Raw genomic sequence first — 24,175 nt, forward strand, 5'->3', positions numbered from 1 at the left:
CGCTCAAACGCTGGCCAACATTGTTGTTGCAAGTTCGCGCATCTCGACCTTGCGCACCTTGCCCGTAACTGTCATAGGGAACGCATCGACGACGTGCACATACTTCGGAATCTTGAAGTGCGTGAGCTTTCCCGCAGCGAACTCCCGAAGGCTTTCGGCGGTGAGGATCCCGGCCCCGGGGCGCAGCACGATCCACGCCATGAGTTCCTCCCCGAGGCGCTGATCTGGCACGCCGATCACCTGCACGTCGGCGATGTCCGGGTGCCTGTAGAAGAACTCCTCGATCTCCCGCGGGTAGATGTTCTCGCCGCCGCGGATCACCATGTCCTTGAGCCGCCCGACGATCTGCAGCCTGCCATTCTTGTCCATCGTCGCGATGTCGCCAGTGTGCATCCAGCCGCCAGCGTCGATCGCCTCGGCAGTCTCGTCGGCCTGCCCCCAGTAGCCGAGCATCACCGAGTAGCCGCGAGTGCACAGCTCCCCCGGCTCGCCGACAGGGGCGACCTGGCCGTCTTCATCGATGATCTTCACCTCGAGGTGCGGCATGACTTTGCCGATCGTCTGGGTGCGGGCGACGAGGTCGTCGGTCACCGACGTCATCGTCGATACCGGCGACGTCTCGGTCATGCCGTAACAAATCGCGACCTCGCTCATGTGCATCTCGGCAATAACCTGCTCCATCACCTCGGCCGGACACGACGAGCCCGCCATGATTCCGGTGCGCAGGCTCGAGAGGTCATAATCGCTGAAGTTCTCGAGCCCAAGCTCCGCGATGAACATCGTCGGGACCCCGTAGAGCGACGTGCAGCGCTCCTGTTCGACGGCGGCGAGCGTCGTCGCCGCGTCAAACGTCGGCGCCGGAAGCACGATGCAGGCGCCGTGACTGTGTGCGCCGAGGATACCCATCACCATGCCGAAGCAGTGATACAGCGGCACCGGGAGGCACACTCTGTCGGTCTCGGTGTAGCCGACTCCCTCACCGACGAAGAAGCCGTTGTTCAGGATGTTGTGGTGCGTGAGCGTCGCGCCCTTCGGGAAGCCCGTGGTGCCCGACGTGTACTGAATGTTGATTGCCTCGTCGAACGTAAGCGGGATCGGCTCCAGCGCCGGCGGGTGCTGCTCGGCGTCGGCAAGCGCGACGTCCCACTCCTTCGTGCCGATGAACAGCACGTTCGTGAAACCAATCTCAGCGAGCATGCCTGCGTAGTCGCTCGTGCGGTACTCGACCGCGCTCACCATAAGCGTGATACCCGACTGCTCAACCGCGTACTTCAGCTCGTGCGTGCGGTACGCCGGATTCACGTTCACGAGGATCGCGCCAATCATCGCTGTCGCGTACTGTGTAAACACCCACTCCGCGCAGTTCGGCGACCAGATGCCGACCCTGTCACCCTTCGTGACGCCGCGCTTTGTGAGCGCCGCTGCGAGCCTCGCGCTTTCGCTTCTCAACTCTGAGAAGCTCCACCGCCGCCCCGTGAATGTCTCGACAAGTGCCTCATTGCCGGGAAACTTGTCCGTGATCTCGTCGAGCATCTCGCTAATGGTCTGCCCCTTCATCGGCGTCATGCTCGGTCCCGATGCGTAAGAAATCTGTGCTCCATTGCCCATGACCTCATGATCCTCGGGGCTCCGCTAGGTCGATACCCCCTTTCGCGGGTGAGATTCTCGGCGCCATACGTTTGAGCGGGCCAGGACCACCACATTGGTCCTGGCCCGCTCACCGACTTCAGCGGAAACACCTACAGCCGGTCGACGCGTCGCCTGTCTGGGCGAAGGCTACGCGACGTAGTCGCCGATAAGGGGGCGGTCGTGGGTGTACGGCGCATCGAGGGCGTGCGCATCGATACCGAGCCCCTCAGCGGCGGCGCGGATCTCGGCGCCGTGTTTCGTCGCAATCCGAACAGCTTCGATGTTCTCGAGCAGACGCTCGGGACGAGTCGCGCCGAACAGCAGCGACGCAACCTGCGGATTCGTCAGGCACCATGCGAGCGAGAACTGCGCGGGCGTAATATCGAGGCTCTTTGCTGCCTCGAGAATCTTGGGCACAGTGTTCTTGATCTGTTCGCGGATATCCCCGACGTCGATCCCGATATGGCGTTCTGGGTTGAGCACGCCCGCGAGAATGCCGCCCTCCATGGTGTCGGATGCGTGGATGCTCATTCCGGTCTGCTCGACAACCTGGCGGTACTGCTCTTCGACGACGTTCCGCCGAACGATGGAGTACTTGAGCTGTGCGAGGGCGGGCCCCTCCACGCCGTTCGCGGTTGCATGCTCGTGAGCGCGCATCAGGTCTTCAGGGATCCAGTTCAGCGCACCCCAACTGCGTGCTCGCCCATCAGCGACGATCTCGGTGATTTCATCGACAAGCTTCTCGACGCTCATACCCGGGCGAGGGTGTTCGATGATCAGTGTGTCGACAAACTCCTCGTCGATACGACGCAACATGCGATTGGCTTGGTCACTGAGCGTCTCCTCGGGGTATGAGAAGTACCAGAGTTTCTCAGCGATCTGGTAGTCATCGCGCTTCGCACCGGCCTCTCGAATCAGCCGGCTAAAAATGAGCTCGGTATGCGGCGAGTTCCGGTAGTAGGCCACGTCGAAGAAGGTGAGTCCATTGTCAAGCGCTGTGCGAACCAGCTCGACCCCGGCCTCGAAGCTCAGACGAGAGTACGTGTACCAAGACCCAAGCGATAGGCGTGAAACCTCGACATCAGTGGTTCCGAGTCGTGCGGTGTTCATAGATTCTCCTTCTCTGTTTTCTGTTGAGCTGCGATGAGCTTGGCAACGAACCGGCGCGTTCGTTCTGACTTTGGGGCCCGAAAGATCTGCTCTGGTGGACCGGATTCGACGACCTGGCCGCGGTCCATCACCACCACCCCGTCGGAGATCTCTTGAGCGAGACTCATCTCGTGAGTGACGATGACCATGGTCATCCCCTCGGCAGCGAGGCTGCGAATCACATCGAGGACTTCATCGACAAGTTCGGGGTCCAGCGCACTCGTCGGTTCATCGAACAGCATGATCTCGGGCCGCATGGCGAGCGCCCTGGCGATCGCCACGCGCTGCTGCTGGCCGCCAGATAGCTCGGCAGGATAATGATTCGCGTGCCCGGCAAGGCCGACTCGACTCAGTTCATGTTGGGCGAGTGCGCGTGCCTCCGCCTGGGGAATGCGGCGAACCTGGGTCGGGCCCTCCATCACGTTTTGGAGGGCAGTCATGTGTGGCAAGAGGTTGAAGTGCTGAAACACCATCCCGAACGAGCGTCGCTGCCTGACGACGTCTCTCTCACGCACACGCATGAGTTTGCCCCGTACAGTCTCGATTCCCAGCACCTCGCCGCCATGACGGATCTCGCCGCCATCGATTTCCTCCAGCTGGTTCAGACAGCGAAGCAACGTGGATTTCCCTGACCCAGATGGGCCGATGATGCTCAGCACGTCGCCCCGATGCAGGGTGAGATCAACGCCCTGCAGCACGGCGACGTCGTGGTACTTCTTGATGAGTCCGCGGACTGTCACAACTGAGTCGCTCATGCGGGAACCTCCAGCGTCTTGAGCTTGCTGCGACGAACGAAGCCCTTTGAGTAGTGCTTCTCAAGGGCGCTCTGTCCGACCATCGCAATGCTTGTGAGGAGCAGGTACCAGAGGCATGCGACGAGCAACATCGGGATCGTCTGGTACGTGCGTCCATAGACAAGCTGCACGGAGGTGAGAAGCTCAGTGAAGCCAATAACGGAAACCAACGACGTGCTCTTGAACAGCGTAATGAGCTCATTGCTGAGCGGCGGGATGATCACCCGGATGGCCTGCGGCATGATGATTCGTCTCATCGCCTGCGCACGAGTCATGCCGATCGCACCGGCGGCCTCGTACTGACCTTTTGAGACCGAGAGAATGCCCGCACGGTAGATTTCGCCGACGTACGCTGCCTGGATGAGTGTCAGACCAATGAGTGCGGCCGTGAACTTGTTGATCACGTCGTTCGTCTTCACGGAGAAGAACGTCACGTCGGTGAAAGGAATGCCGACTGTAAATTCAGGCACCAGCGCCCCCATGAAGAAGATGAAGAGCAACACGACAAGCGCAGGGATCGCACGCATCAACCAGATGAAGGCTGTGCCAGCCAGGCGGAACGCGGGGTTCTCTGACATGCGCAGGAACGCAACAAGCCCGCCGGCGACAAGCCCCGTGATCGCTGACAGCACGGTCAACCAGATGGTGTTCATCACCCCACGCAGAATCTCGGGCTTGAAAAGGTACTCGGCGACCACGTTCCATTGCCACCCCGGGGTCACGATCATGAACCTGGCGATGCCGAAAAGTACTACGGCGCCGACACCGCCCCAGATCCACCACGACAGGCGCCGTCGGCCGATGTCGGGGGTTGTCAGGTCAACCTCAATCGGCCCGGTGAGGGCCGGTTGCACGGAGGTAGTCATTAGAACTCTGAACCGTTAACCACGATCTCGTCGAGCTCGAGAGACTCGCTCCCCCACCGCTCGAGAATTTCGTGGTAGGTTCCGTCTTCGTGCATGCTCTGCAGCGACGCACGCACCGCTTCGACCATCTCTGGCCGGTCAACGGAGATTGCCACCCCATACGGCGCGTACCACATGAGCTCGCCCACGAGCTCGAATACACCAGGCGTCTCGGCGAGAATGACGTTGATCGGCGAGATGTCGGACCATGCAACCTCGGCCTGCTGCGACTGGACAGCGAGCACTGCCGCCTGCACCGTGTCGTAGGGTTGCACGTCGATGGGGTCCTTGCCCGCATCGACGCAGGTCTTGTTCTCTTCTTCAGCGCGGGTCTGCTGGATCGAGCTAATCGTGACCGCAAGCGAGTGGCCACACAGCGTGTCAACCCCAGTGATGTCTGTCGGCGCGGCCGCATTCCCGATAAGCGCCGTTCCACCTTTGAGGATGTCAACGAACGATGCCGTCCCGCGCCGCTCGATGAAGTCGCCCGAGGCGAGCGCAGCGTCATAACGACCTGATTCAACTCCAGGCATTACGCCACCGCCGGAGACCTGCTCGATCTTGAGCTCGAGACCAAGGCGGTGCGCGTACTCCGCGGTGAGATCGGCGACAATGCCGATGATCTCACTGTTCCCCTCGGGCACGTACTGCAGCGGGGCAACCTGCCCCGACCCGGCTGCGATCCAGACACCGTCCTCATCAGCAGGGACGAGGTCTTTGAGCGAGCCGAACTCGCCCGTGGGTTCGCGTAGCTCAGTTGGCAGAGCGAAGGCGCTCGTTTCCTCTCCTTCGCCACCGTCCGCCAGTTTCCCGCTGTCAGTTGCGGTGCAGCCCGCAAGCATGAGTGCGGCAGCTGCCGCGAGCGATGAGATCTTCAGTGATCGTTTGATAGTCATGGGTTCCTCCTTTGCAGCCCAAGTCAGGCACCTCAAAGTATTCAACCCTTTGACTAATTAGTCAAGACTTTGTTTGTTATATTTATGCAGTGAGTTCCTCGCGGCACAACCGCAACACACCTCACCTCTTATACGATCAGTGAAACCCAGAAAGGTGACGCGATGTGGATTGACGATGCGGGCACTCAACGCGACGATGCGGTACTGCCCGACTGGTGGTTCACGCACTTTGCATACTCCCACCTCCCCGAACATTTCCCCGGAGTCGACGCCGACGCATCGCGCCTCGTCATGCGCATGCGTCGCGCAACAGGAACAATGGGCGAGTTCGCCCGGGCCGAGCACGGCTCACGCAGCACTGAACTATCGACCGCTGGCCAGCGCATCATGCTCACCCTGACACTTTGCGGCCCACTCACCCAGTCAGAGATCGCGGACCTTACGGGAATGAGCCGCGCAGCTGTCTCTTCCGCCGTGCGTACCCTGTTAGCCGACGGCATGGTCAGCCGAGAGACCTCACCGCATGACGGACGGGCAGTCGTGCACACCGCAACCGAACACGGAAAAAGCACCTATCAGCGGGTGTTTCTTGAGCGAAATCGACGCGAGTCACAACTCCTACAAGCCCTCACCCCAGATGACCAGCGGCACCTCATGGACATACTCGAGAAACTCATGCGCGTCGCGGCCGAAGAGACTGGCCAAGGCATCACCAGGGCCCCGACGGAGCCCTCGCGGTAGACCACCAGGCCTCCTAGCGAGCTGGCGCGCAGACCTACAGGACGATGCCCTGGGGGCTTCCGCAGACAAAGCTGCCTGAAACCGCCTTGCACCGCGCCCAGCGCCCACTTCAAGCAGGCGCAATCGCCGCCCGGGTGAGGGCGGGCGCAACAACGGCCTTGGCTATGCCGCGTCGCGGCCCCACCCGTAGGCGAGTTGCCCCACGGCACGCATGAACGCGTCAAATTTCTGATCGTCGGAGAGTAATGCGTCGCGAATCCGCTCAACATTGTTTGTCGCATCGATGAGCGCAGAGATGCCCTGGGTGCGCAGAGCGGGGCTTTCCAAGAATTGCTGCTCGGAGTTCACTCGTCGCTGCTGCTCGACAGTTTCATTCTCAAGAGTGCGTTCCACGACGTGTGTGAGGACGTTTCGCGTGTCGGTCGCTGTCAGCCCGTCGAGGTCGAGCATGGCGTTAAGCTGTTCCACCACCGCAAGCAAGGTCGTCAGTTCGGGGTCCTTCGGAACCTTGGAACCTGCCTCTGTGAACGCGGGCTCCAGCTCAGCATCCCCGCTCAATGGGATCGCGTGTGACTGCTGCTGGCGGATTGAATAGCTCAGCAACTTTACTTCGCTGAGATCGATCGGCTGTTTTCGGTTCGAGTCTTTGATCGTCTTCGCGAGCGCCCTCGCGTAGAGGGCGAGTTTCTCGATACCAGTGTCTCCGAAGTTGAGCACCTGGGAGAGGAAGTCGTAGGCATTGACGAAGCTCGTGAGATCACTGCGGAAGAGATCGAGCCGCTCGATCTCTAGCGCGTCTTCTGCGAGAAGGGCGGCCTCGTAGCGGGCATTGAATCGGCTGCGACCCGGTTCGATGGCCGCGGACAGCCGGTGATTGCCGAGCGCACGCATTTGGGCTTCGGCGGCCTGGTCGACCTCGCTGAGCTGGTAGATTCCGACCGCGTCGAGCTTGTCCCGAAGATCGTGCACCACGTTCGGGTCGGAGGTCGCGGTCAGCGTTGCGTCGCGATAGTAGGGCTGGAAGGCTTCGAGGATCCGCTCAGGCTCGTTCACAAAGTCGAGCACGAAGGTGACGTCTTTGCCGCGGGCTTGCCGGTTCAGGCGCGAGAGAGTCTGCACCGCTGATACGCCCGACAGCACCTTGTCGACGTACATTGCGACGAGCAACGGCTGGTCAAATCCCGTCTGGAACTTGTTGGCGACGAGCATGATCTGGAACTCGTCGGTGGCGAATGCCTCGGGGAGGGTGCGCCCTTTCAGCCCGCGGTTCATCGTGGTCTCGGTGAATGGGTCCGGGCTGATCTCGGGGTCGATGACTTCGCCGGAGAAGGCGACCATGACCTGCACACCGCGTTTGCCGTTGCGGCTAATGTAGTCGTCGAACGCGAGCTTGTAGCGCACTGCCTCCTGCCGGGTGCCCGTGACAACCATCGCCTTCGCCTTGCCCCCAAGTCGCCAGGCAACGTTTTCGAGGAAATGCTCGACAATAATGCCGACCTTCTGGGAGATGTTGAAGTCGTGCAGCCGCACCCAGTGCATCATCTCTTTGACCGCTTGCGGCTTCTCGACGAGCGGACCCTCGGAGTCATACTCTTGGCCGTCGTGAGCGAGCTTGAACGCCACCTTGTACGGCGTGTAGTTCTTGAGTACGTCGAGGATGAAGCCCTCTTCGATCGCTTGCTGCATCGAGTACAGGTGGAACGGTTGCGGAATGCCGTCGGCGTTCTCGCGCCCGAACAGCTCAAGCGTCTTGCCTTTGGGCGTCGCGGTGAACGCGAAGAAGGAAAGGTTCTTCGCTTCGGCGCGGTTCTCCATCTCGGCGGCAAGCAGCGTTTCTGTCGATATTTCCCCGCCGTCCGCGAGCTCGGCGAGCTCCTCAGGGTTCAGCACCTCTTTGACCTTGTTTGCCGTGGTGCCAGTCTGCGATGAGTGCGCCTCGTCAGCGATCACCGCAAAGTTGCTGCCAGCGAGTTTCGCTGAGGTCTGCATCTCGTTGAGTACGAACGGGAATGTCTGGATCGTCACGACGATGATCGGGGTGCCAGCCGCGAGCGCGGCACGCAGCTGTTCAGACTTTGAACCGCTCTTGCTCGTGATCGCGGTGACAACGCCGTCCTTAGCGTCGATCTGCCGGATCGCCTCCTGCAGCTGGCTGTCGAGCACGGTGCGATCACTAATGACGAACACTGAGTCGAAGACCTTCTCCCCCGCGTCATTGTGCAGGGTGGAAAGCTGATGAGCGGTCCATGCGATCGAGTTCGTCTTGCCTGAGCCGGCGGAGTGTTGCACGAGGTAGCGGTGCCCCGGACCCTCGGAACGGGCGGTGCTGACAAGACTCGTGACGGCCTGCCACTGGTGGTAGCGCGGGAACAGCATGGTCTCCTTGCGAGTGACCTCACCGGTGACCGCGTCAATCTGCTGCTCAACTTGCAGGTGCATGAACTTTTGCAGGATGCCGAGCCAGTTGTCTTTGCGCAGCACCTCTTCCCAGAGGTATGCGGTTGCCGCACCGTCTGGGTTCGGTGGATTGCCGGCGGCACCGTCGTTGCCGCGATTGAACGGCAGGAAGAAGGTGTCCTGCCCGGCGAGCCGGGTTGTCATCCACACCTCAGAGTTGGAGACCGCGAAGTGCACGAGAGCGCGGTGCCCGAAGGAGAGCAGAGGTTCCCCCTGCTGCGCGCGGTCGCTTCGGTACTGTTCCTTGGCGTCTTCAACGTTCTGCGTGAAGTCAGTTTTCAGCTCGAGCGTGGCGACAGGCAGGCCGTTCACGAACAGCACGAGGTCGATGCTGTTCGTATTCTTCGTGGAGTAGAACACCTGCCGCATGACGCGCAGCCGCATCTTGCCGTAGTCCGCGAGCGTTGTCGGGTTCAGCAGGTCGGCGGGCTGGAACTGCGCCATTCGAAATGACGTGCCGGCATCTTTGAAGCCGCGGCGCAGCGCGGCGAGCGTACCGCCGCCGGAGGATAGCGGCCGGTCGAGGCTCTTTGCGAGCCGGGCAAGTAGCCCCTGCTTCGCTTTCTCCTGGGTTGCGGCCGGGTCGCCCGGCTTAATGACCTTGGCGAGCTGCTCAGGTTGAGTGTCTTCGAGCCAGCCGATGACATCGTTCGGGATCAGCGCGAGCCGCTTGTCGTACAGTTCCTTGCTGCCCTCAGAGACGAGCCAACCCTGCTGTTTGAGTGCCGCCACGATTTCGCCCTCAAACGGCTTCTCATTGTGTATCGCCAAGGTCACGCCTTCCCTGTCACATCGATCTTGCCCGTCACAGCAGCGCTAATCAATGCCTGACGCCGTTCCTTGAGGAGGGCGATCATCTCGGCTGCTCTTTCTGCCAGAGCATCCACGCGGGAGTTATTCTCCGCAACATCCAGGAGGATTTCTTCTTGACGCTGCAGTGACGGGTACCAAACCCATCCTTGAGCGAGAGTCTCTCGGTTAATCTTGGGCATTGCGACTCGTTCCGAAGAAGAAGCAGTGAACAGGCTGAACTGATTGCTCAGAACCAGAAGCAGGAGGAACTCGTTACGTAGTAGCTTCGGGTCTGCGTTCAAGGCGTACATATCAGCGCTGATCAAACAAGTCTTCGGAGCCAGCGCTGCCTTCCGAAGTCGCGGTCGAATTTTTGAGTAAACCACTGCTCCCTTGTTCGCGAGATATTTCCCGCTCGAGGCCCCCTGTTCGGATGCGGTTTCTAGCGACAGGATTCTCCCAGTTGCCTTCTGGATGTGGTTCGGGGCAAGCAACAACCAATCTGCGTATTGCTCGTCTTGGGGGTCGACCTGCCCTTCTTGAATCTGCACTACCTGCCCGAACCTTCGAAGGTCCCATGAAGCCGGAATCTCACCTAACCAGTGCACCCCAGACTCTCGAGTGCCCTGTCCGGTCTCACTTGTGAGAGCCTGGGAAATGAAGCTCTGCCGCCGTTCCGCAAGAAGGTCGAGCAGCAATTCCTGCTTCGCGATGAGTTCATCGATCTGAGCGGTTTCACGGTCGAGGAAACCAGCAATTTCTCTCTGAGTTGCAACGTCATTAATCTCGATCGATAGCTCCTTGAGCTGATCGGCCGAGATGGCTTGAAAGGTACTCCCCACCGCCAAACTCTGGAGGTACTCACTCTGCGCAAACAGAAACCAACGCAGAAAACGGCTATCGACCGAGTGCGCACGAACCGCGTTCAGCCCGCGCCCAATGCCATATCGACGATCAGCGACGTTTACAGCTCCCACCGGAGCACGAACTGAAACCAGCACGTCATTGACTTCTGCAAACTTTCGAGATTCCGCGCATTGATACACCGGGGTGGGGTAGGTGGAGCCAAATTCAGCATTTCCTTGCAGGAACGGGGTCCCGTTTCCATCTATCAACGTCACTGCTTCGGAGTCCGGGGATTGACCGGCGATAACCTCCGCGACGTGTCTCACTTTTACTCGTGCGCTCACCGCTCGACCTCCGCGAGCAGCACAGTGATCTCGTCCATCAGGCGATGCAGATCCGCATCAATCTCGGCGAGCGGGCGCGGGGGCACGTACTCGTAGAAGTGCCTGGTGAAGGGGATCTCGTAGCCGAGCTTGTCTTTGGCGCGATCGACCCAGAAGTGGTCGAGGTGCGGTTCGATCTCGCGGGCGATGTAGTCGTCGATGTCTTCGGTGAGCGGCACGTTCTCTGTGTCGCGCAGGTCGGTATCGGGAACCGGGTTACCCTTCGCGTCGGTCACGACGGGCGCAGTCTCGTCGCGCTCTGCGAGGCCCGCCACGAGACCCTTGAGCTGCGGTGCTTTGAGCTCGACCGCCGACGCATCGACGATCTCCTTCACCGACTTCGCGAATGCCTTGCCGTCGGTGGAGGGCTCGCTGGGAGAGTGGGCCAGCAGGGCTGCCCGCAGCGCTTCCCGATCCGCATCGGCGAACTTCGCGAGGGCGCGATGTGCGAGCGCGGCCTCGATCCGCTCCGCTGTGAGTTGCCAGGTGAACTGCTGCGGGCGCTCCACCGTGATCGTCGTGTAGCCAAATTCCTCCGTGCGGAACACCTTTGAGGTCTTCTCGTTCGGTACTCCCTCGCCGTAGAGCTTCACGATCTCGGCGATCTGCTCGGGGCTGATCTCCCGCCGCTTCGCGCCGAGAGACTTGCGCATCTTCACCCACTGCGCCGTCGCGTCGATGAGTTGCACGTTGCCCTTGCGCTCGGCGGGCTTGTTGTTGTCGAGGATCCACACGTAGGTGGCGATGCCGGTGTTGTAGAACAGATCCGTTGGCAGGCCAACGATCGCGTCAACGAGGTCGGATTCAAGTAGGTACCTGCGAATGTTCGACTCGCCGGAGCCCGCGCCGCCGGTGAACAGAGGGCTGCCGTTGAGCACGATCCCGACCCGACCACCGCCCTGCTCAGCCGGTCGCATCTTCTTGACGAGGTGCATAAGGAACAGCAGCGAGCCGTCCGAGACTCGCGGCAGGCCAGGCCCGAAACGACCGTCGTAGCCCCGCTGCTCGTGCTCCTTCGTCACGAAGTCCTGCTGCTTCTTCCATTCCACACCAAAGGGCGGGTTCGAAAGCCCATAGTCGAATGTCTTTCCGACGTGGCCGTCTGCAGTGAGTGTGTCGCCCCAAACAATGTTCTCGACTCCTTGCCCCTTGATCACCATGTCTGCCTTCGCGATCGCGAAGGACTCCGCGTTCAGTTCCTGGCCAAAGAGCGTGAGCTCTGTTTGCGGGAAATGCTCGCGCACATAGTCGTCCGCAGTCGAGAGCATGCCACCGGTGCCGGCAGTGGGGTCGTATACCGAGCGCACCATGCCCGGCACCGTGAGACTTCTGGCAGGGTCGTCACCGGGGTGCTCGGTGAACAGCAGGCTCACGATGAGCTTCACGACCTCGCGCGGCGTGAAGTGCTCACCGGCGGTCTCGTTCGAGGATTCAGCGAACTTGCGGATGAGCTCCTCAAAGATCGCCCCCATCTCGGTGTTGCTCACGCGGTCCGGGTGGAGATCCACCTCGGCGAAGCGTTGCAGCACCAGGTAGAGCAGATCGTTCTCGTCGAGCTTTGCAAGCTGAACGTCGAAGTCGTAACGCTCGAAGATGTCGCGCACGTTTGCAGAGAACCCAGCCACATAGTTCTCAAGGTTGGCGCGCACGTTCGCCGGGTCGCCAGCAATCCTCTTCAGGGTGTAGCGGCTCCGGTTGTAGAAGTTCTGACCGGAGACCTTTGGCAGCGCGATCGGCGCGACCGGGCTGTCGCCGAGCTTCTGCGCCTCAGCCAGCACCGCATCCTTCGTAGGCTCCAGCACGGCGTCCAGGCGACGAAGGATCGTGAATGGCAGCACCACCTTGCCGTAATCCGCCTGCTTGTAGGTGCCACGAAGCAGATTCGCGATACTCCAGATGAACGCGCCGTTGTTGTTCTCAGCCATGCGGTGCCAGTCTCCTAGTGTTCAAACTCACCTCAGCATATTTGGGAACCTCAGACATTTCCCCTTTAGGAGACTCCTCGCGCGGCGCGTCTCTAGGAGCGTCGACTTTCTGACGCTGCGTCCGCGGCGCTCGGGTCTGTCTGCCACCCCTCCCAGTCACCGGCCCAGTTCTCACGGCCTCAAAATTGACCGCGACCAGATCAGCGTGCAGCCGCCCACGCACCCGGCTCCACCGTCCTTCTTCAGCCCTTGACCCTCGCTAGGAACAAGCCAAAGACCTCTTTCTACCAGGTAAACGGTATCCCGGTCTCCGTAATTGAAACATGACTCCAAGCACCTCTGCCTCCATCATCCAGCGCAGCGCGAATCGCTGCGGCCTGCTGCTCATGGGACACACCCGGGCAAGTAGTAACGGTGCGCAGCGCTTCCCGGGGAAAGGAAATCTCTTGGTAGGGAACCAATCCGTGAGAAGGTGAGACGCGAAGCTTGGGCTTGGGCGCAAAGTCGCCAGTCTCACGAACGATCATTCGAACCTCATGCTCATCGGAGAAGCTTGGGTGTTTTACAGATGCAAAGGCGAACGGCGAGTAGACCACAGGCGCCTTTCCTCCTTCCGCGAGGGCTCCGGTGCCCGACAAGCCAGCAAGAACGCGCTCGAGATCGGGCATTTTCCCGCGATCCCCGTAAGTAACGTCTATGACAGCGGCCTCAAGCCCAATATTCTTTTCGAGCCCAACCAGAACCTCTGGATCCTCCGGAGATTCCTCCGTGCACAACGCATCTGGTCGTGCCACCCTCCCCTCCTCAATCCAATCTGTCAGTAGCGCTCGGTCGAAGCCGAGACACATACCAAACTTTAGAGAGTAGTTGCGCCAAAGCATCAAATGCTGATCGCTCTTCGAGAAACTAGTCATGTAGGCATTGGACTCGCGCACGCGCGCATAGGAGCTCGGAGTTGAATAGTCACGTTCTAACGAGGCAATGACCTCTTTAAGATTTGCTGCCGCCTCCAAGTCAGCCTCCTGGTCAGCGCTCAGCTTCGCCCGGCGCAAGACTAGCTCCACTGCGTAGGTCATCTCCGACGGATCGTTAAGGTAGTTAGAACTCGTAGCCCACAGCGAACGGGAACTGACGATTCCCAGGAAACCAGCCGCGGTCGTGTAGTGGTAGAGAAGCTCAGTCATCGTTTCCATTCGAGGCGCTTTAAGTTACTTCAGTTCAAAGTCAGCAGCGGCTCGATCAAGGAGCTCGAGGTTTACACCCACTAACATGACACTCCATTCAACAATATCCAGCGCGCCAATATTGGCGGCGGACGCGGGAACAGCAATGTCGAAAACCAAAGCGGAAGTGTCAAGGACTCAGGTCAAATGCTGCGTGCGCCAATTTCGCTCTATTCCCAGTTGAGCAAGGCATACCGAAGCCACATCACGGACTACTGCCCCCCGAATCGCTGACCCCGGACGAGACTTTCAGGCTGGCCAGCAGGCAACCCGGCGTAGGTTGCTCGTCGGGATCAATCCTTCGGGTGGTAATCTCTCGACCCGGTCACCCGCTGATTGCGGAGGTCGACTCGTCTGCCTCGTTGAGGTGACGTCGGCTGCCGCCGCGACCCCACGCGTACGGTGCGAATACAACGCAGCACGAGAGCACGCCACCCCACCCATTGCATTCTGTACCACTGTCATAATACAGTGGTACATGACGGGCACGAGCCCACGGTGGAAGGATCAACGCATGCACCCCAATGAGCCCCAAGCCGCGCTTAGCGCGACAGGACTCTCGAAGCGATTTGGCGACTTCCAAGCAGTCTCTGGCGTGACGTTTGAGGTTCGGCGGGGGCGCGCGTTCGGGCTGCTCGGACCGAACGGCTCGGGCAAGACGACAATCGTGCGCCTCCTCAATGGGGTGCTCGCTCCGACGGCGGGCAGCGTCGAACTGTTCGGCGAGCCGCTCACTCAGGCGTCTGGCGACAGACTGCGAGAGCGCGTTGGCGTGCAGACCGACACGAACCTCTACGAGACGCTGTCAGTGCACGAGAACCTGAAGATCTGGGGCGAGCTGTACGGCGTACCGAAGGCGAAGCTGCCTGGCCGCATCACCGAGCTCCTCGAAGTGTTGGGCCTCGCAGACAGGGCGAACTCGCTTGCCGGCACCCTGAGCAAAGGCATGCGGCAAAAAGTGGCTGTCGGCCGCGCGATCATCCACGAGCCCGAGCTCTTGTTTCTCGACGAGCCGACCGCCGGCCTCGACCCCGAGGCGTCGCTCGAGCTTATCGACTACCTCAAGCAGATGATCGCGTCACTCAAGACGACCCTCGTCATCTGCACCCACCAGCTCCACGGGCTCGAGGAGCTGTGCGAGGATGCGGGCTTCCTCATGCACGGTGAGATGGTCGCGCAGGGCGCGATCGGCGACCTGATCGACGACCGCTGGCCGGGCAAGAGAGTCACGGTACAGCTCGGGGACTCGGGCCCCCGCGGGGCAGCCGCTGCGGCGCTCGTGAGCGACGCGGTTCGCGCGGGCACGGCGATCCCGGAGCCCGACGGCTCGCTGGCACTCACCGTCGCAGACGATCACGCCGTCGAGGCCGCCGTTGCAGCCCTCGCGGCAGGTGGCGCTGCGATCCGCGCCGTTGTGCCCGAAACCCCAACGCTCGGCGACCTGTACTTCGACGTCATCAAGACACAGCGGGAGGATGCACGATGAACCGCCAAAGGATCCTCACGATCGCCCGCAAAGACCTCAGCGAGGTGCTCCGCAACAAGCAGACTCTCGCACCGCTGCTTGTGGTGCCGATCCTGTTCGCCGCAGTCTTCCCCGCGGCGATTGCACTGCTCGGCAGGAGCCCGATCCTGACAGCGTCCGTCAACGGCCTCGACGCGTTCCTCGACAACATCCCGGAGGGCGTGCTCCCACCCGACCTCGACACCGGCGGGGTTGTCGTCTACGCCGCGCTCACCTACTTCATGGCGCCACTGTTTCTCTTGATTCCCGTGATGGTTGCTTCGGTCGTCGCAAGCTCGAGCTTCGTCGGCGAGAAAGAACGACGCACGCTCGAGGGCCTGCTCTACACGCCCATTACGAACCGCGAGCTCGTGCTCGGCAAAGTACTCGCGTCGCTCGTTCCCGCTGTGGTCATCACCTGGGGATCGTTCGCCATCTACACTGTCATCGCGAACGTGCTCGGCAACCCCGTCGTCGGGCGCGCATTCTTCCCGAACACGACGTGGCTGATCGTCGTGTTCTTGCTCGTGCCAGTCATCGCGTTTCTTGCGATCACTCTGATTGTCGCGGTGTCGGGGCGATCGACAACGGTGCAGGGGGCGCAAGGGATCTCGGTGCTCGTGCTGCTGCCCGTGCTCGCACTCGTCATCGGACAGGCGACGGGCCTCATGCTGTTCGACGCACCCATCGCGCTCATCGCCGTGGTCGTGATCGCCGCGATCGACGTCGCAGTGTTCCTCGCGGTGGCAAAGACCTTCGAGCGTGAACGCCTTATCACGAAGCTGACCTAGCACAGGTGCGCTACGGCTCGAGAAGAGCCGCGAGGTTTGCCAGGGAGGAGGTGAGCCCTGCAGCGTGGTCGCGCGCACGAATTCCGGCGGGAACGTTGCGTGCAATGACTTCAACGATGGTCCCCTCCGCAACCGGGAGGACCTTCCATTCCATCTGCATCGTGCCCTGAAAAGCAGGGTCCTCTGACTCGAAGTCCACTTCCTGGACGACCCGCTCCCCTGGATCGAGTTGAGTGATTCGCACTTCCGTCACGTCCGAGTCGGCTGACGATTTTCCTGGGGCATCGGCAGCATTCTCGTACGTAAGAACGAGCCTGAAGGAGCCCCCTTCACGCATATCAAACCGCTCAAGGCGGCCACGCATTCCGCTGGGAGGAAGCCAGGCTGCTAGCGCGTCGCTGCTGGTGAGCGCCGAGAACACTGCATCTTTGCCAGTGTGAATGAGGAGGTTTGCGCGATCTGTTCTACTCATGCGAACACCCTACGTGTTGCTGCCCGCCGAGCACAGCGTCGCAGCGCCAGAGCCCTAACGCCCTCCCCCTACGCGAGCGACAAGAAGAGCTTCTCGAGTTCCTCAGGCTTCGCCGAGTCTTCGTTGTCGGGGTCTGCGAGGCACTCCTGCAGGGCCGTCGAGATCACGAGGAAGCCTGCGCGGTCGAGCGCCTTGGTGACTGCAGAGAGCTGCTGGACGACGTCGCGGCAGTGCGCCTCCCCCTCCACGGCCTCAATGACCGCCGCCAGCTGCCCGTGCGCACGGCGCAGGCGGTTCACAATCTTGCGCTTCGCCTCGGGCGTTCCAGTTCCGGCCGCGACTGCAGGGGCAACCGACGTTGCCTCGTCGCGCTCATGGATTGCGGTGGTCTCTACTTCTGGCATGGGGCCCTCTCTCAGGATCAGACTTGACCACCAGGATACCCCATGGGGTATAGTTATGCTCGTCATCAAGATACCCCCGGGGGTATCCAGCCATGCAGCGGCCCTTGGCCCACGAAGGAGAACTCACATGTGCCGACCGACGAAATGCCGCACCTGCAGCAAGACAACCTGGGCAGGCTGCGGTCAGCACGTCGAGATGGTCAAGATGAGCGTCCCCGCATCAGAGTGGTGCAACGGGAAGCACACGCAGGCGCAAATCGACGCGGCGCAGGCCGCACGGGGACCGGGCTTCTTCGCACGGCTCTTCGGCCGCTAATCACACTCCCCCACCAGACACGAAAGGTCACCAACATGGCCACCACCAATCTCACTGTCGACACGTTCGCCCCTACTGTCGAAGGCGACGGCATCGTCTTCGTTGACTTCTGGGCAGCCTGGTGCGGTCCATGCCGCTCGTTCGCACCCGTCTTCGAGCAGGCGTCTGAAACGCACACCGACATCACCTTCGGCAAGGTCGACACGGAGGCCGAACACGCACTCGCGGCAGAATTCCAGATCACCTCGATCCCGACGCTCATGGTATTTCGCGACGGCATCCTTGTCTTCTCGCAGGCTGGGGCGCTCCCCGCACAGCAGCTCGAGCACCTTATTCAGGGCGCTCGCGACCTTGACATGGACGACGTGCGTCGGCAGCTCGCCGAAGCCGCCCAGTCAGGATCCGCGCACGCATCCGCCTAGCGACCACTCCGGCGAAAACACCCACGTACACACCCAAGCACCTATCACAAGGAGTCCACATATGTGCGCACGAGTCACCTGCACGACCTGCAACAAGCCGACCTGGGCGGGTTGCGGAGAACACATCGAACAGGCACTTGAGGGCGTGGCGGTCGCCGACCGCTGCAGCTGCAACTAGGCCAACACTCGCTCCCCACCCCCTGCCGTTCACGGAAGAAGGAACCACCATGCTGCTCGAACGCATCTATGACGAAGACCTCGCCCAGGCAAGCTACTTTATTGGCTGCCAAGCGAAGGGCGAGGCGATCGTCGTCGACCCGCGCCGCGACCTCGACGTCTACATAGAGATTGCCGCGAAGAACGGCATGACCATCACCGGAGTCACCGAGACTCACATTCACGCAGACTACCTGTCGGGTACTCGCGAGCTCGCTGCGCGCACCGGCGCCACGATGTTCGTCTCGGACGAGGGTGGCCCCGATTGGACCTACGGTGCGGGCTTCGACACCGCCGTGCGCATGAAGCACGGCCACAGGATCAGGCTCGGCAACATCACCGTCGAGGCGGTGCACACCCCGGGCCACACCCCAGAGCACCTCTCCTTCCTCGTGACCGATGGCGCGCAGTCTGACGAGCCCGGTTTCATGCTGACAGGTGATTTCGTGTTCGTTGGCGACCTCGGCAGGCCAGACCTGCTCGACGAGGCTGCCGGCGGGGTCGACACGAGGTTCGCGGGCGCGGAGGATCTGTTCGCTAGTCTCCGCGACCGTTTCCTCACACTCCCCGACTACGTCCAGGTGCTGCCCGCGCACGGCGCCGGCTCGGCCTGCGGCAAGGCGCTCGGCTCGGTACCGTCGACGACCGTCGGCTACGAGCGGAACTTCTCGTGGTGGGGAAAGTATCTGCGGAACGATGACCAGCAGGGATTCGTCGACGAACTGCTCAGCGGCCAGCCAGACGCGCACGCCTACTTTGGTCGCATGAAGGTGCAGAACAAGCTCGGCCCGGCAGTCATCGGCGCTGCCCCGGAGCTCACCGAGTACTCGGCGACCGAGCTAGCTGACGCCCTCGCAAACGACACGGTTATCTTCGTCGACACCCGCCACCACGACGAGGTCCACACCGGCACAGTCGGGCGTTCGCTCAACGTGCCCGGTACTCAGAAGGCCGCGAGCTACGGCGCCTGGGTGTACAACCCGGACGTCGAAACCCGACCACTCGTGCTGCTCGCCGCAGACCGCGACGAGGCAGCGACGCTGCGAGACCACCTCGTGCGTGTCGGGATCGACACGGTGGCAGGTTTCATCACGTCCCTCGCGGGCCTCGCACTTGTCACGCCTGAGACAGTGGCGCCGAGCGAACTCGCCGGGCACGATCATGTGGCCCTGCTCGACGTGCGCAACAAGACCGAGTACGCCGACGGGCACATCCCCGGCGCCGCCCAGCTGTCGGGCGGCCGGCTGCTGTGGAATCTTGCTGAGCTTCCCGAGAAGGGCGAGGGAACCATCGTGACGTACTGCCAGAGCGGGGTTCGCAACAGCGTTGCGGCGAGCGCCCTGCGGCGAGAGGGGTACAAGGTCGCCGAGCTCGAGGGGAGCTACCTTGCTTGGAGCGCGATTTCTGGCAACCAGCCAGCGGTCGGGCAGCTCCCCTCGTCTGCGGCCGCCTAGGCGACCGCTCTGCCAGACTGAGTGGACGCCCCGAGAGGAACCTCATGAACGAAGCACACGAACGCACGGCCGAGCCGATCATCATCGATACTCGCACGCCAGCGGAGTTCGCGGAGGGGCACCTCCGGGGCGCCCGCCTCATCGATTTCAACGGCGGCGAGATTGAAGCAGCAATCCCGGGGCTCGACCCTGCCGCCACCTACCTGCTCTACTGCCGCTCGGGCAACCGTTCTGGCCAGGCCGCGGCGCTCATGAGCGCCGCGGGCTTCACGAGCGCGACAAACATTGGTTCCCTGGCCGAAGCGGCTGAGAGTACGGGCATCGACATCGTTCGGTAGCCACAGCGTGGACCCCAAACCGACCACCGGATTCGCACGACGCTGCCCCTGACAGCCGCGACGTTGACATCAAGATCCCGACTGCCGCTCAGCCCAGCTAGTAGCGGCTGGTGACGCTTGGAAGGGGTGCTGTATGCTCGCCCAGCAACAGCCACCAGGCGCAGGCAGCCACTACAGCTCGGAACCGCCAGCCATGCGCCACAGCCTCGAGAACGCGCCGTCTGGCCGCCGGAGCAGCTCGTCGGGTGCACCCTGCTCGATGATGTGCCCGTGCTCGAGCACAACGACACGGTCGGCGCCGCGCACCTGGTCGAGGTGGTGGGCGATGACGACGGCGGTGCGACCGTCGCTCACGCGCCGCATGGCCTGAGCGAGTGACGCGTCCGAGCCGGCCTGTGAGCCGGCCTCGTCGAGCACGACCACCGGTGGGTCCGCGAGCAGCACCCGGGCAAGCGCGAGTTGTTGGGCCTCGCGGTGGCTCACCGCTGCGGGAAGCGATCCGGCGAGCCCGCCCTCGATGAGCGCGAGGTCGAACCCGACATCGGCGAGCGCCTGCGAGAGTTCACTGTCGGTCGCGCCGGGCGCCGCGATCCTGAGGTTGTCTGCGGTTGACCCCGCGAACATGTGCGTCTCCTGCGCGACGAGCAGGGCGGCGGGGCGCCCGCCAGCGCGCGCCTCGTGCGCTGGCATGCCGCCGATGCGCACCTCACCCGCGGTGGGTTCATCGAACCCAGCGATGAGGCGCGCAAGCGTGCTCTTTCCCGACCCGGAGGTGCCGATGAGGGCGACGGTAGCGCCTGCTTGGATCTCAAGGTCGATGCCGCGGAGCGCGGCGCGCCGAGCCCGCGCCCCGTACCTGTAGCTCACGCCGCGGAGCTCGATCGCGCCGTTCGCGACCTCGCTGGCGCTGGCACCGGCGGCTCTGCCTGCTCGCTCCGCGGCGCCAGCGTTCACGACTCCAGTGAGGCGCTGCAGCCCTGCAAGGGCGCGCTGTAGGTCGTCCATGCTCCCAAGCAGATCACCGATCGGGTTGAAGAGCCTGTGGAAGTAAAGCGCTCCCGCCGTCACCGCGCCAACCGAGAGCCCTACCGCAGTGGCGCGAACGAACCCGACGGCGAGCACCGCGGCGAGGCCAACGAACTCCGCGCCGTTCAAGCCCCCAATGAAAATGTTTCGCGCCCTGCCGGTCTCTCTGTGCGTGCGCACCGCAGTGTCGCTCGCTGCCGCTATCGCGGCGAGGTGCTCATCAGCCGTGCCGAACGCGCGCACGGTTTCAGCCCCGGCGACGGCCTCCACGAAGGCGCGCCCGCGCTCCGCCTCCTCGCGCCGCAGCCTGGCGTAGAGCGGACGCGAGCGGCGCATGAAGACGCGCGTGCTGACGATCTGGATCGGGACCGCGACGAGCGCGGCGACCGCGAGCCACGGGTCGAGAACTGCCATGCCAACGAGCGTGAGCACAATTGTAAACACCGCTCGCGCGCACAGCGGGATCACCCCTGAGATCGCCTCAGTCACGGCCTCGACGTCGTTCGTCACCCGCGAGATGACGTCAGCGTCGCCCGCGGCTTCCACGCGGCCAAGCGGTAGATTGAGGGCCGCCTCGAACACGTCCTCGCGCAGGGCCGCGAGCGCGTGTTGGAGGCAGCGAACGAGCAGCACGCCGCCGATCCCCTCGAGCGCGGCGGCCACAACGCCTGCCGCCGCGACGCCTGCGGCGAGCCACAGTACACGCGCGAACGGTTCACCGCCGATCACCGCGTCTACGATCTCGCCAAGAAGTGGCGGGATGACGAGCATCGCCGAGGTTCCGAGGAGCAGCAGGGCGACTGTCGCGAGAAGCAACCAACGTTGCCGCCAGAGGAGCCTCGCGCCGAGCCGAGCCGCAGGTCCCGCCGTCGATGTGGGCAAGATCGCCGCACGCTCGCCGCCGGCTGGAGTGTCCGCCCGTCCGAGGTTTGCCGCACCCATCACCGCGCCCCAAACGCGCAGCAGGGGGCGCCCGCATGTGCCGGACTCGCCGCGGCCGAGCAGCACTGCCGCTCGGGTTCAGGGCAGCGCCCGTCGACGACGCGCGAACACGCCGCGAGCAGGGTCCGGCTCGCAGTGACGACGACGACAGGTCGCCCGAGGAGCGCGAGCGACTCTGCAACGCGCTGCTCGGTGATTGGGTCGAGCGCGCTCGTTGGCTCGTCGAGCACGACGACGTCACCCGGAGTGTGCAGTGCACGCGCGAGCAACACGCGCTGGCGTTGGCCACCGGAAAGTCTACGACCGCCCGCGCCGATCTCTTCGTCGGCATCGCCGAGGTGATCAACGACGTCTGCCAAGGCTGCGGCGTTGATCGGCCGCTGCAGGAGGCACCCATCCCGCGCGACGTTCGTGCGCAGCGTTCCGGTGAAGAGTGCGGCGTCGTGCGGGGGCGCAACGACCCGCCGCGCCACGCACTCGGGCCCGAGCTCGCAGGCGCACAGGCCACCGATCCGCAATTCGCCCGGTGCAGGATCACGGCGAAAGCCAAGCGTCGCGGCGGCTGTCCGCGCCTCTGCAGCGGTCCGCACGCGAACCCCAACGAGCCCATCATCGAAACGCACGGTGAGCGTCTCCCCGCTTGGCGCGTCCCACTCGAGCAAGGTGCCGACTCCCGGCGCGCGCTCAAGCGCTTCGACAGCGCCGGGGGTGCCGGATCCCAACGCGTACTCTTCTTCGAGGAGCCCCCGCAGTCGCTTGGTTGAGGCGCGCTTGTGCGCCCAGTTCGCGCCAAACGTGCCGACGTGCGCGAGCGACCCTTGCAGAAACTGCGCGAGGCCGACAACTGTGACAAGCTGCCCCGGGGTGATCTCTCCCATGGTTGCGAGCCATCCAGCCGCGAGCGCGAGCGCGGCGAGGTAGAGCACCGACACCGTCCTGCTGACGGCCTGGTAAGTGACGAGCAGTCGCGCGGCCGCGATACCTGCATTGCGCGAGGCAACGCTCGCACGCCGGTACCGGCGCACGATCTCAGTCTGGGCACCGAGTCCGTGGATCACGCGGAGCCCGGCGAGCGAGTCTGTCGCGACCTCGCTCGCCGTCGCGACTGCCTGCTGTTCGGTCGCGCCTGCGCGCTCAACGGGCCTGGCGAGCCACTGCATTACGAACAGCACTGCGACGGCGCCAAGCGCGACTCCGAGTCCGAGTGGCACCGAGATGACCAGAAGCGCGACTGTGGCGGCGACCACCGCCATGAGTGTCGCCGCCTGCTGGGCAATGCTCCAGGCGATCCCGGCCACGCGGCCCGTATCGCTCGTGGCGATTGATAGCAGCTCCCCGGGATGGCGGCCGGTCCGCAGCCCGCGCGGGTGGAGCGCACGCCGGGCAGCGAGCAGCCGGAGATCGTGCTCCCCATACCCAAACACGCTCACCATCGCGAGCGCCGAGCGCTGGTAGCTGAGCGAGAGCACGAAGAACACCACGCCGAGCACGGCGAGCCACAAGATCAGCGCCGAAAGACTCCCCGGCTCAATCGCGCGGTCGATGACGACACCGATCAGGATCGGAACTGCCGCCTCCCCCGCCTGATGAAGCATGAGCCCAAGGGTCGCGAGGGCGAGCTTTCGGTCGCGCCGGCCACCAGCGAGGGCAACGCGAAGCAGGTTGGGAACCGGCTGCTCCGCTGCCTCCCGCGTCGCGGCTCGCCGTCGAGCCATCAGTCGACGTCTGCCGACATGTTGCCTGTGCGGTCCTGGGTCCAGTACCCGATCGCGTGATGCCTGTCCCGCGCGAGTCCGAGCCGTGAACGCAGGTCTCGCCGAATTGCCCGACTCGTCGACGCCTCGCATGCGACCCAGGCGTACCACGGCCCCTCGGGGGCGCTGAAGCCTGCGACTTCAGCCGCGAGCGCGCTCGGGCCATGCCCGTTGCCAGATCCGATGATCCAGCGGATCTCGACGTCTCCGGCGGTCTCGTATTCTTGAATGTCTGCTTCGGTTGGTACCTCGGCGATTGCGAGCACGCGGGCGCCGGCAGGGAGTTGCTCGAGGATACGGCCGAGGCCAGGCACACCCGTCGCGTCTGCGACGAGCAGCTGGAACTTGGCGTCGCTGGGAGCCGCATAGTACGACGAGGGCTCCTCGCGTTCGCCCGCCCCAAAGATTCCAATGACGTGTCCGGGCTCCGCCCGTTCGGCCCAGCCCGACGCGAGCCCGCCGTCGTGCACGACGAAGTCGATGTCGATGAGCCTGCCACCATCCCTGACCTGGCGAACGGTGTAGTGCCGCCACGGCGGCTCCTCGCCCTCCCACCCGCGACCGTACTCGGGCAGGTTGAACACGTCGATGTTCGCGACAGACTCGCCGGGTGCCGGCAGTGCGATGTCGACCCGTTCGTCCCCGCGACCGTGGGTGGGCCAGAACCAGTCGCCGACAGCTTCGACGGTGATTCGAATCATGTTGGGCGTCAGCCGACGGGTCTCGACGACGCGCGCCGGAGCGCATGGGATTGCCACGACTAGCCCCTCCGCTCTGAGGTAGCCGCCTCGCGGGG

The 24,175-nt window shown here is 63.1% G+C and carries 22 protein-coding genes; 7 read left to right on the forward strand and 15 right to left on the reverse strand.

Features of this window, described 5'->3' with window-relative positions:
* Positions 1-3 precede the first annotated feature (3 nt).
* The 5 genes from ACF07D_RS00195 to ACF07D_RS00215 form a co-directional block, all read right to left on the reverse strand.
* Positions 4-1,557, reverse strand: coding sequence for an AMP-binding protein (locus tag ACF07D_RS00195; protein ID WP_391503455.1), 1,554 nt, complete (start codon positions 1,555-1,557; stop codon positions 4-6).
* A gap of 219 nt (positions 1,558-1,776) precedes the next feature.
* On the reverse strand, positions 1,777-2,739 hold the full coding sequence (locus ACF07D_RS00200) for an aldo/keto reductase (protein WP_391503456.1): 963 nt from the start codon (positions 2,737-2,739) through the stop codon (positions 1,777-1,779).
* Entirely contained in the window at positions 2,736-3,533 is a 798-nt protein-coding gene (locus ACF07D_RS00205; RefSeq protein WP_391503457.1) for an amino acid ABC transporter ATP-binding protein, read from the reverse strand. Before ACF07D_RS00205 ends, ACF07D_RS00200 begins: the two co-directional genes overlap by 4 nt.
* Complete coding sequence (locus ACF07D_RS00210) at positions 3,530-4,438, reverse strand: amino acid ABC transporter permease (RefSeq protein ID WP_391503458.1); 909 nt, start codon at positions 4,436-4,438, stop codon at positions 3,530-3,532. The genes ACF07D_RS00205 and ACF07D_RS00210 overlap by 4 nt, the downstream gene beginning before the upstream one ends.
* Positions 4,438-5,373 (reverse strand): transporter substrate-binding domain-containing protein, encoded by a 936-nt coding sequence (locus tag ACF07D_RS00215; RefSeq protein WP_391503459.1) that lies wholly within the window; start codon positions 5,371-5,373, stop codon positions 4,438-4,440. The genes ACF07D_RS00210 and ACF07D_RS00215 overlap by 1 nt, the downstream gene beginning before the upstream one ends.
* A 162-nt stretch (positions 5,374-5,535) precedes the next feature.
* Here ACF07D_RS00215 and ACF07D_RS00220 point away from each other — a divergent pair, with 162 nt between their 5' ends.
* The gene (locus ACF07D_RS00220; RefSeq protein ID WP_391503460.1) at positions 5,536-6,114 is read left to right on the forward strand and encodes a MarR family winged helix-turn-helix transcriptional regulator; all 579 of its coding nucleotides are present in this window, start codon (positions 5,536-5,538) and stop codon (positions 6,112-6,114) included.
* A gap of 162 nt (positions 6,115-6,276) precedes the next feature.
* On the opposite strand, the gene ACF07D_RS00225 is transcribed toward ACF07D_RS00220, so the two are convergent.
* From ACF07D_RS00225 to ACF07D_RS00245, 5 genes are all read right to left on the reverse strand, one after another.
* On the reverse strand, positions 6,277-9,342 hold the full coding sequence (locus tag ACF07D_RS00225) for a type I restriction endonuclease subunit R (RefSeq protein ID WP_391503461.1): 3,066 nt from the start codon (positions 9,340-9,342) through the stop codon (positions 6,277-6,279).
* Between the two features lie 2 nt (positions 9,343-9,344).
* Entirely contained in the window at positions 9,345-10,553 is a 1,209-nt protein-coding gene (locus ACF07D_RS00230; RefSeq protein ID WP_391503462.1) for a restriction endonuclease subunit S, read from the reverse strand.
* Entirely contained in the window at positions 10,550-12,517 is a 1,968-nt protein-coding gene (locus tag ACF07D_RS00235) for an N-6 DNA methylase (protein ID WP_391503463.1), read from the reverse strand. Before ACF07D_RS00235 ends, ACF07D_RS00230 begins: the two co-directional genes overlap by 4 nt.
* Positions 12,518-12,801: 284 nt before the next feature.
* Positions 12,802-13,701, reverse strand: coding sequence for a hypothetical protein (locus tag ACF07D_RS00240; protein ID WP_391503464.1), 900 nt, complete (start codon positions 13,699-13,701; stop codon positions 12,802-12,804).
* Positions 13,702-13,725: 24 nt separating this feature from the next.
* Complete coding sequence (locus tag ACF07D_RS00245) at positions 13,726-13,860, reverse strand: hypothetical protein (protein WP_391503465.1); 135 nt, start codon at positions 13,858-13,860, stop codon at positions 13,726-13,728.
* A 394-nt stretch (positions 13,861-14,254) separates the two neighbouring features.
* Between ACF07D_RS00245 and ACF07D_RS00250 the strand changes: the two genes are divergently transcribed.
* Positions 14,255-15,226: an ABC transporter ATP-binding protein gene (locus ACF07D_RS00250; RefSeq protein ID WP_391503466.1), complete on the forward strand. Its 972-nt coding sequence runs from the start codon at positions 14,255-14,257 to the stop codon at positions 15,224-15,226.
* The gene (locus tag ACF07D_RS00255; RefSeq protein ID WP_391503467.1) at positions 15,223-16,035 is read left to right on the forward strand and encodes an ABC transporter permease subunit; all 813 of its coding nucleotides are present in this window, start codon (positions 15,223-15,225) and stop codon (positions 16,033-16,035) included. The genes ACF07D_RS00250 and ACF07D_RS00255 overlap by 4 nt, the downstream gene beginning before the upstream one ends.
* A 10-nt stretch (positions 16,036-16,045) precedes the next feature.
* Here the strand turns inward: ACF07D_RS00255 and ACF07D_RS00260 are convergent, their stop codons facing one another.
* Together ACF07D_RS00260 and ACF07D_RS00265 are read right to left on the reverse strand one after the other, a co-directional pair.
* Positions 16,046-16,507: an SRPBCC domain-containing protein gene (locus tag ACF07D_RS00260; RefSeq protein WP_391503468.1), complete on the reverse strand. Its 462-nt coding sequence runs from the start codon at positions 16,505-16,507 to the stop codon at positions 16,046-16,048.
* Between the two features lie 68 nt (positions 16,508-16,575).
* Positions 16,576-16,911, reverse strand: a complete 336-nt coding sequence (locus tag ACF07D_RS00265) for a metal-sensitive transcriptional regulator (RefSeq protein ID WP_391503469.1) — start codon at positions 16,909-16,911, stop codon at positions 16,576-16,578.
* A 127-nt stretch (positions 16,912-17,038) separates the two neighbouring features.
* On the opposite strand from ACF07D_RS00265, the gene ACF07D_RS00270 reads away from it, so the two are divergent.
* The 4 genes from ACF07D_RS00270 to ACF07D_RS00285 all read left to right on the forward strand — a co-directional run bounded on the left by ACF07D_RS00270 (position 17,039) and on the right by ACF07D_RS00285 (position 19,657).
* Complete coding sequence (locus ACF07D_RS00270; protein WP_119283008.1) at positions 17,039-17,227, forward strand: hypothetical protein; 189 nt, start codon at positions 17,039-17,041, stop codon at positions 17,225-17,227.
* Between the two features lie 35 nt (positions 17,228-17,262).
* Complete coding sequence (gene trxA / locus ACF07D_RS00275) at positions 17,263-17,649, forward strand: thioredoxin (RefSeq protein WP_391503470.1); 387 nt, start codon at positions 17,263-17,265, stop codon at positions 17,647-17,649.
* Positions 17,650-17,876: 227 nt separating this feature from the next.
* Entirely contained in the window at positions 17,877-19,319 is a 1,443-nt protein-coding gene (locus tag ACF07D_RS00280; protein ID WP_391503471.1) for a rhodanese-like domain-containing protein, read from the forward strand.
* A gap of 44 nt (positions 19,320-19,363) precedes the next feature.
* Complete coding sequence (locus ACF07D_RS00285; protein WP_391503472.1) at positions 19,364-19,657, forward strand: rhodanese-like domain-containing protein; 294 nt, start codon at positions 19,364-19,366, stop codon at positions 19,655-19,657.
* A gap of 171 nt (positions 19,658-19,828) precedes the next feature.
* Here the strand turns inward: ACF07D_RS00285 and ACF07D_RS00290 are convergent, their stop codons facing one another.
* The 3 genes from ACF07D_RS00290 to ACF07D_RS00300 are packed head-to-tail and all read right to left on the reverse strand — an operon-like array spanning position 19,829 to position 24,137.
* Positions 19,829-21,625: an ABC transporter ATP-binding protein gene (locus tag ACF07D_RS00290; protein ID WP_391503473.1), complete on the reverse strand. Its 1,797-nt coding sequence runs from the start codon at positions 21,623-21,625 to the stop codon at positions 19,829-19,831.
* A complete protein-coding gene (locus ACF07D_RS00295) occupies positions 21,625-23,340 on the reverse strand; it encodes an ABC transporter transmembrane domain-containing protein (RefSeq protein WP_391503474.1) in 1,716 nt (571 codons plus the stop codon). Before ACF07D_RS00295 ends, ACF07D_RS00290 begins: the two co-directional genes overlap by 1 nt.
* On the reverse strand, positions 23,340-24,137 hold the full coding sequence (locus tag ACF07D_RS00300; protein WP_391503475.1) for a siderophore-interacting protein: 798 nt from the start codon (positions 24,135-24,137) through the stop codon (positions 23,340-23,342). Before ACF07D_RS00300 ends, ACF07D_RS00295 begins: the two co-directional genes overlap by 1 nt.
* Positions 24,138-24,175 lie beyond the last annotated feature (38 nt).

It is taken from the genome of Leucobacter sp. NPDC015123 (assembly GCF_043080205.1).
Taxonomy (GTDB): domain Bacteria; phylum Actinomycetota; class Actinomycetes; order Actinomycetales; family Microbacteriaceae; genus Leucobacter; species Leucobacter aridicollis_A.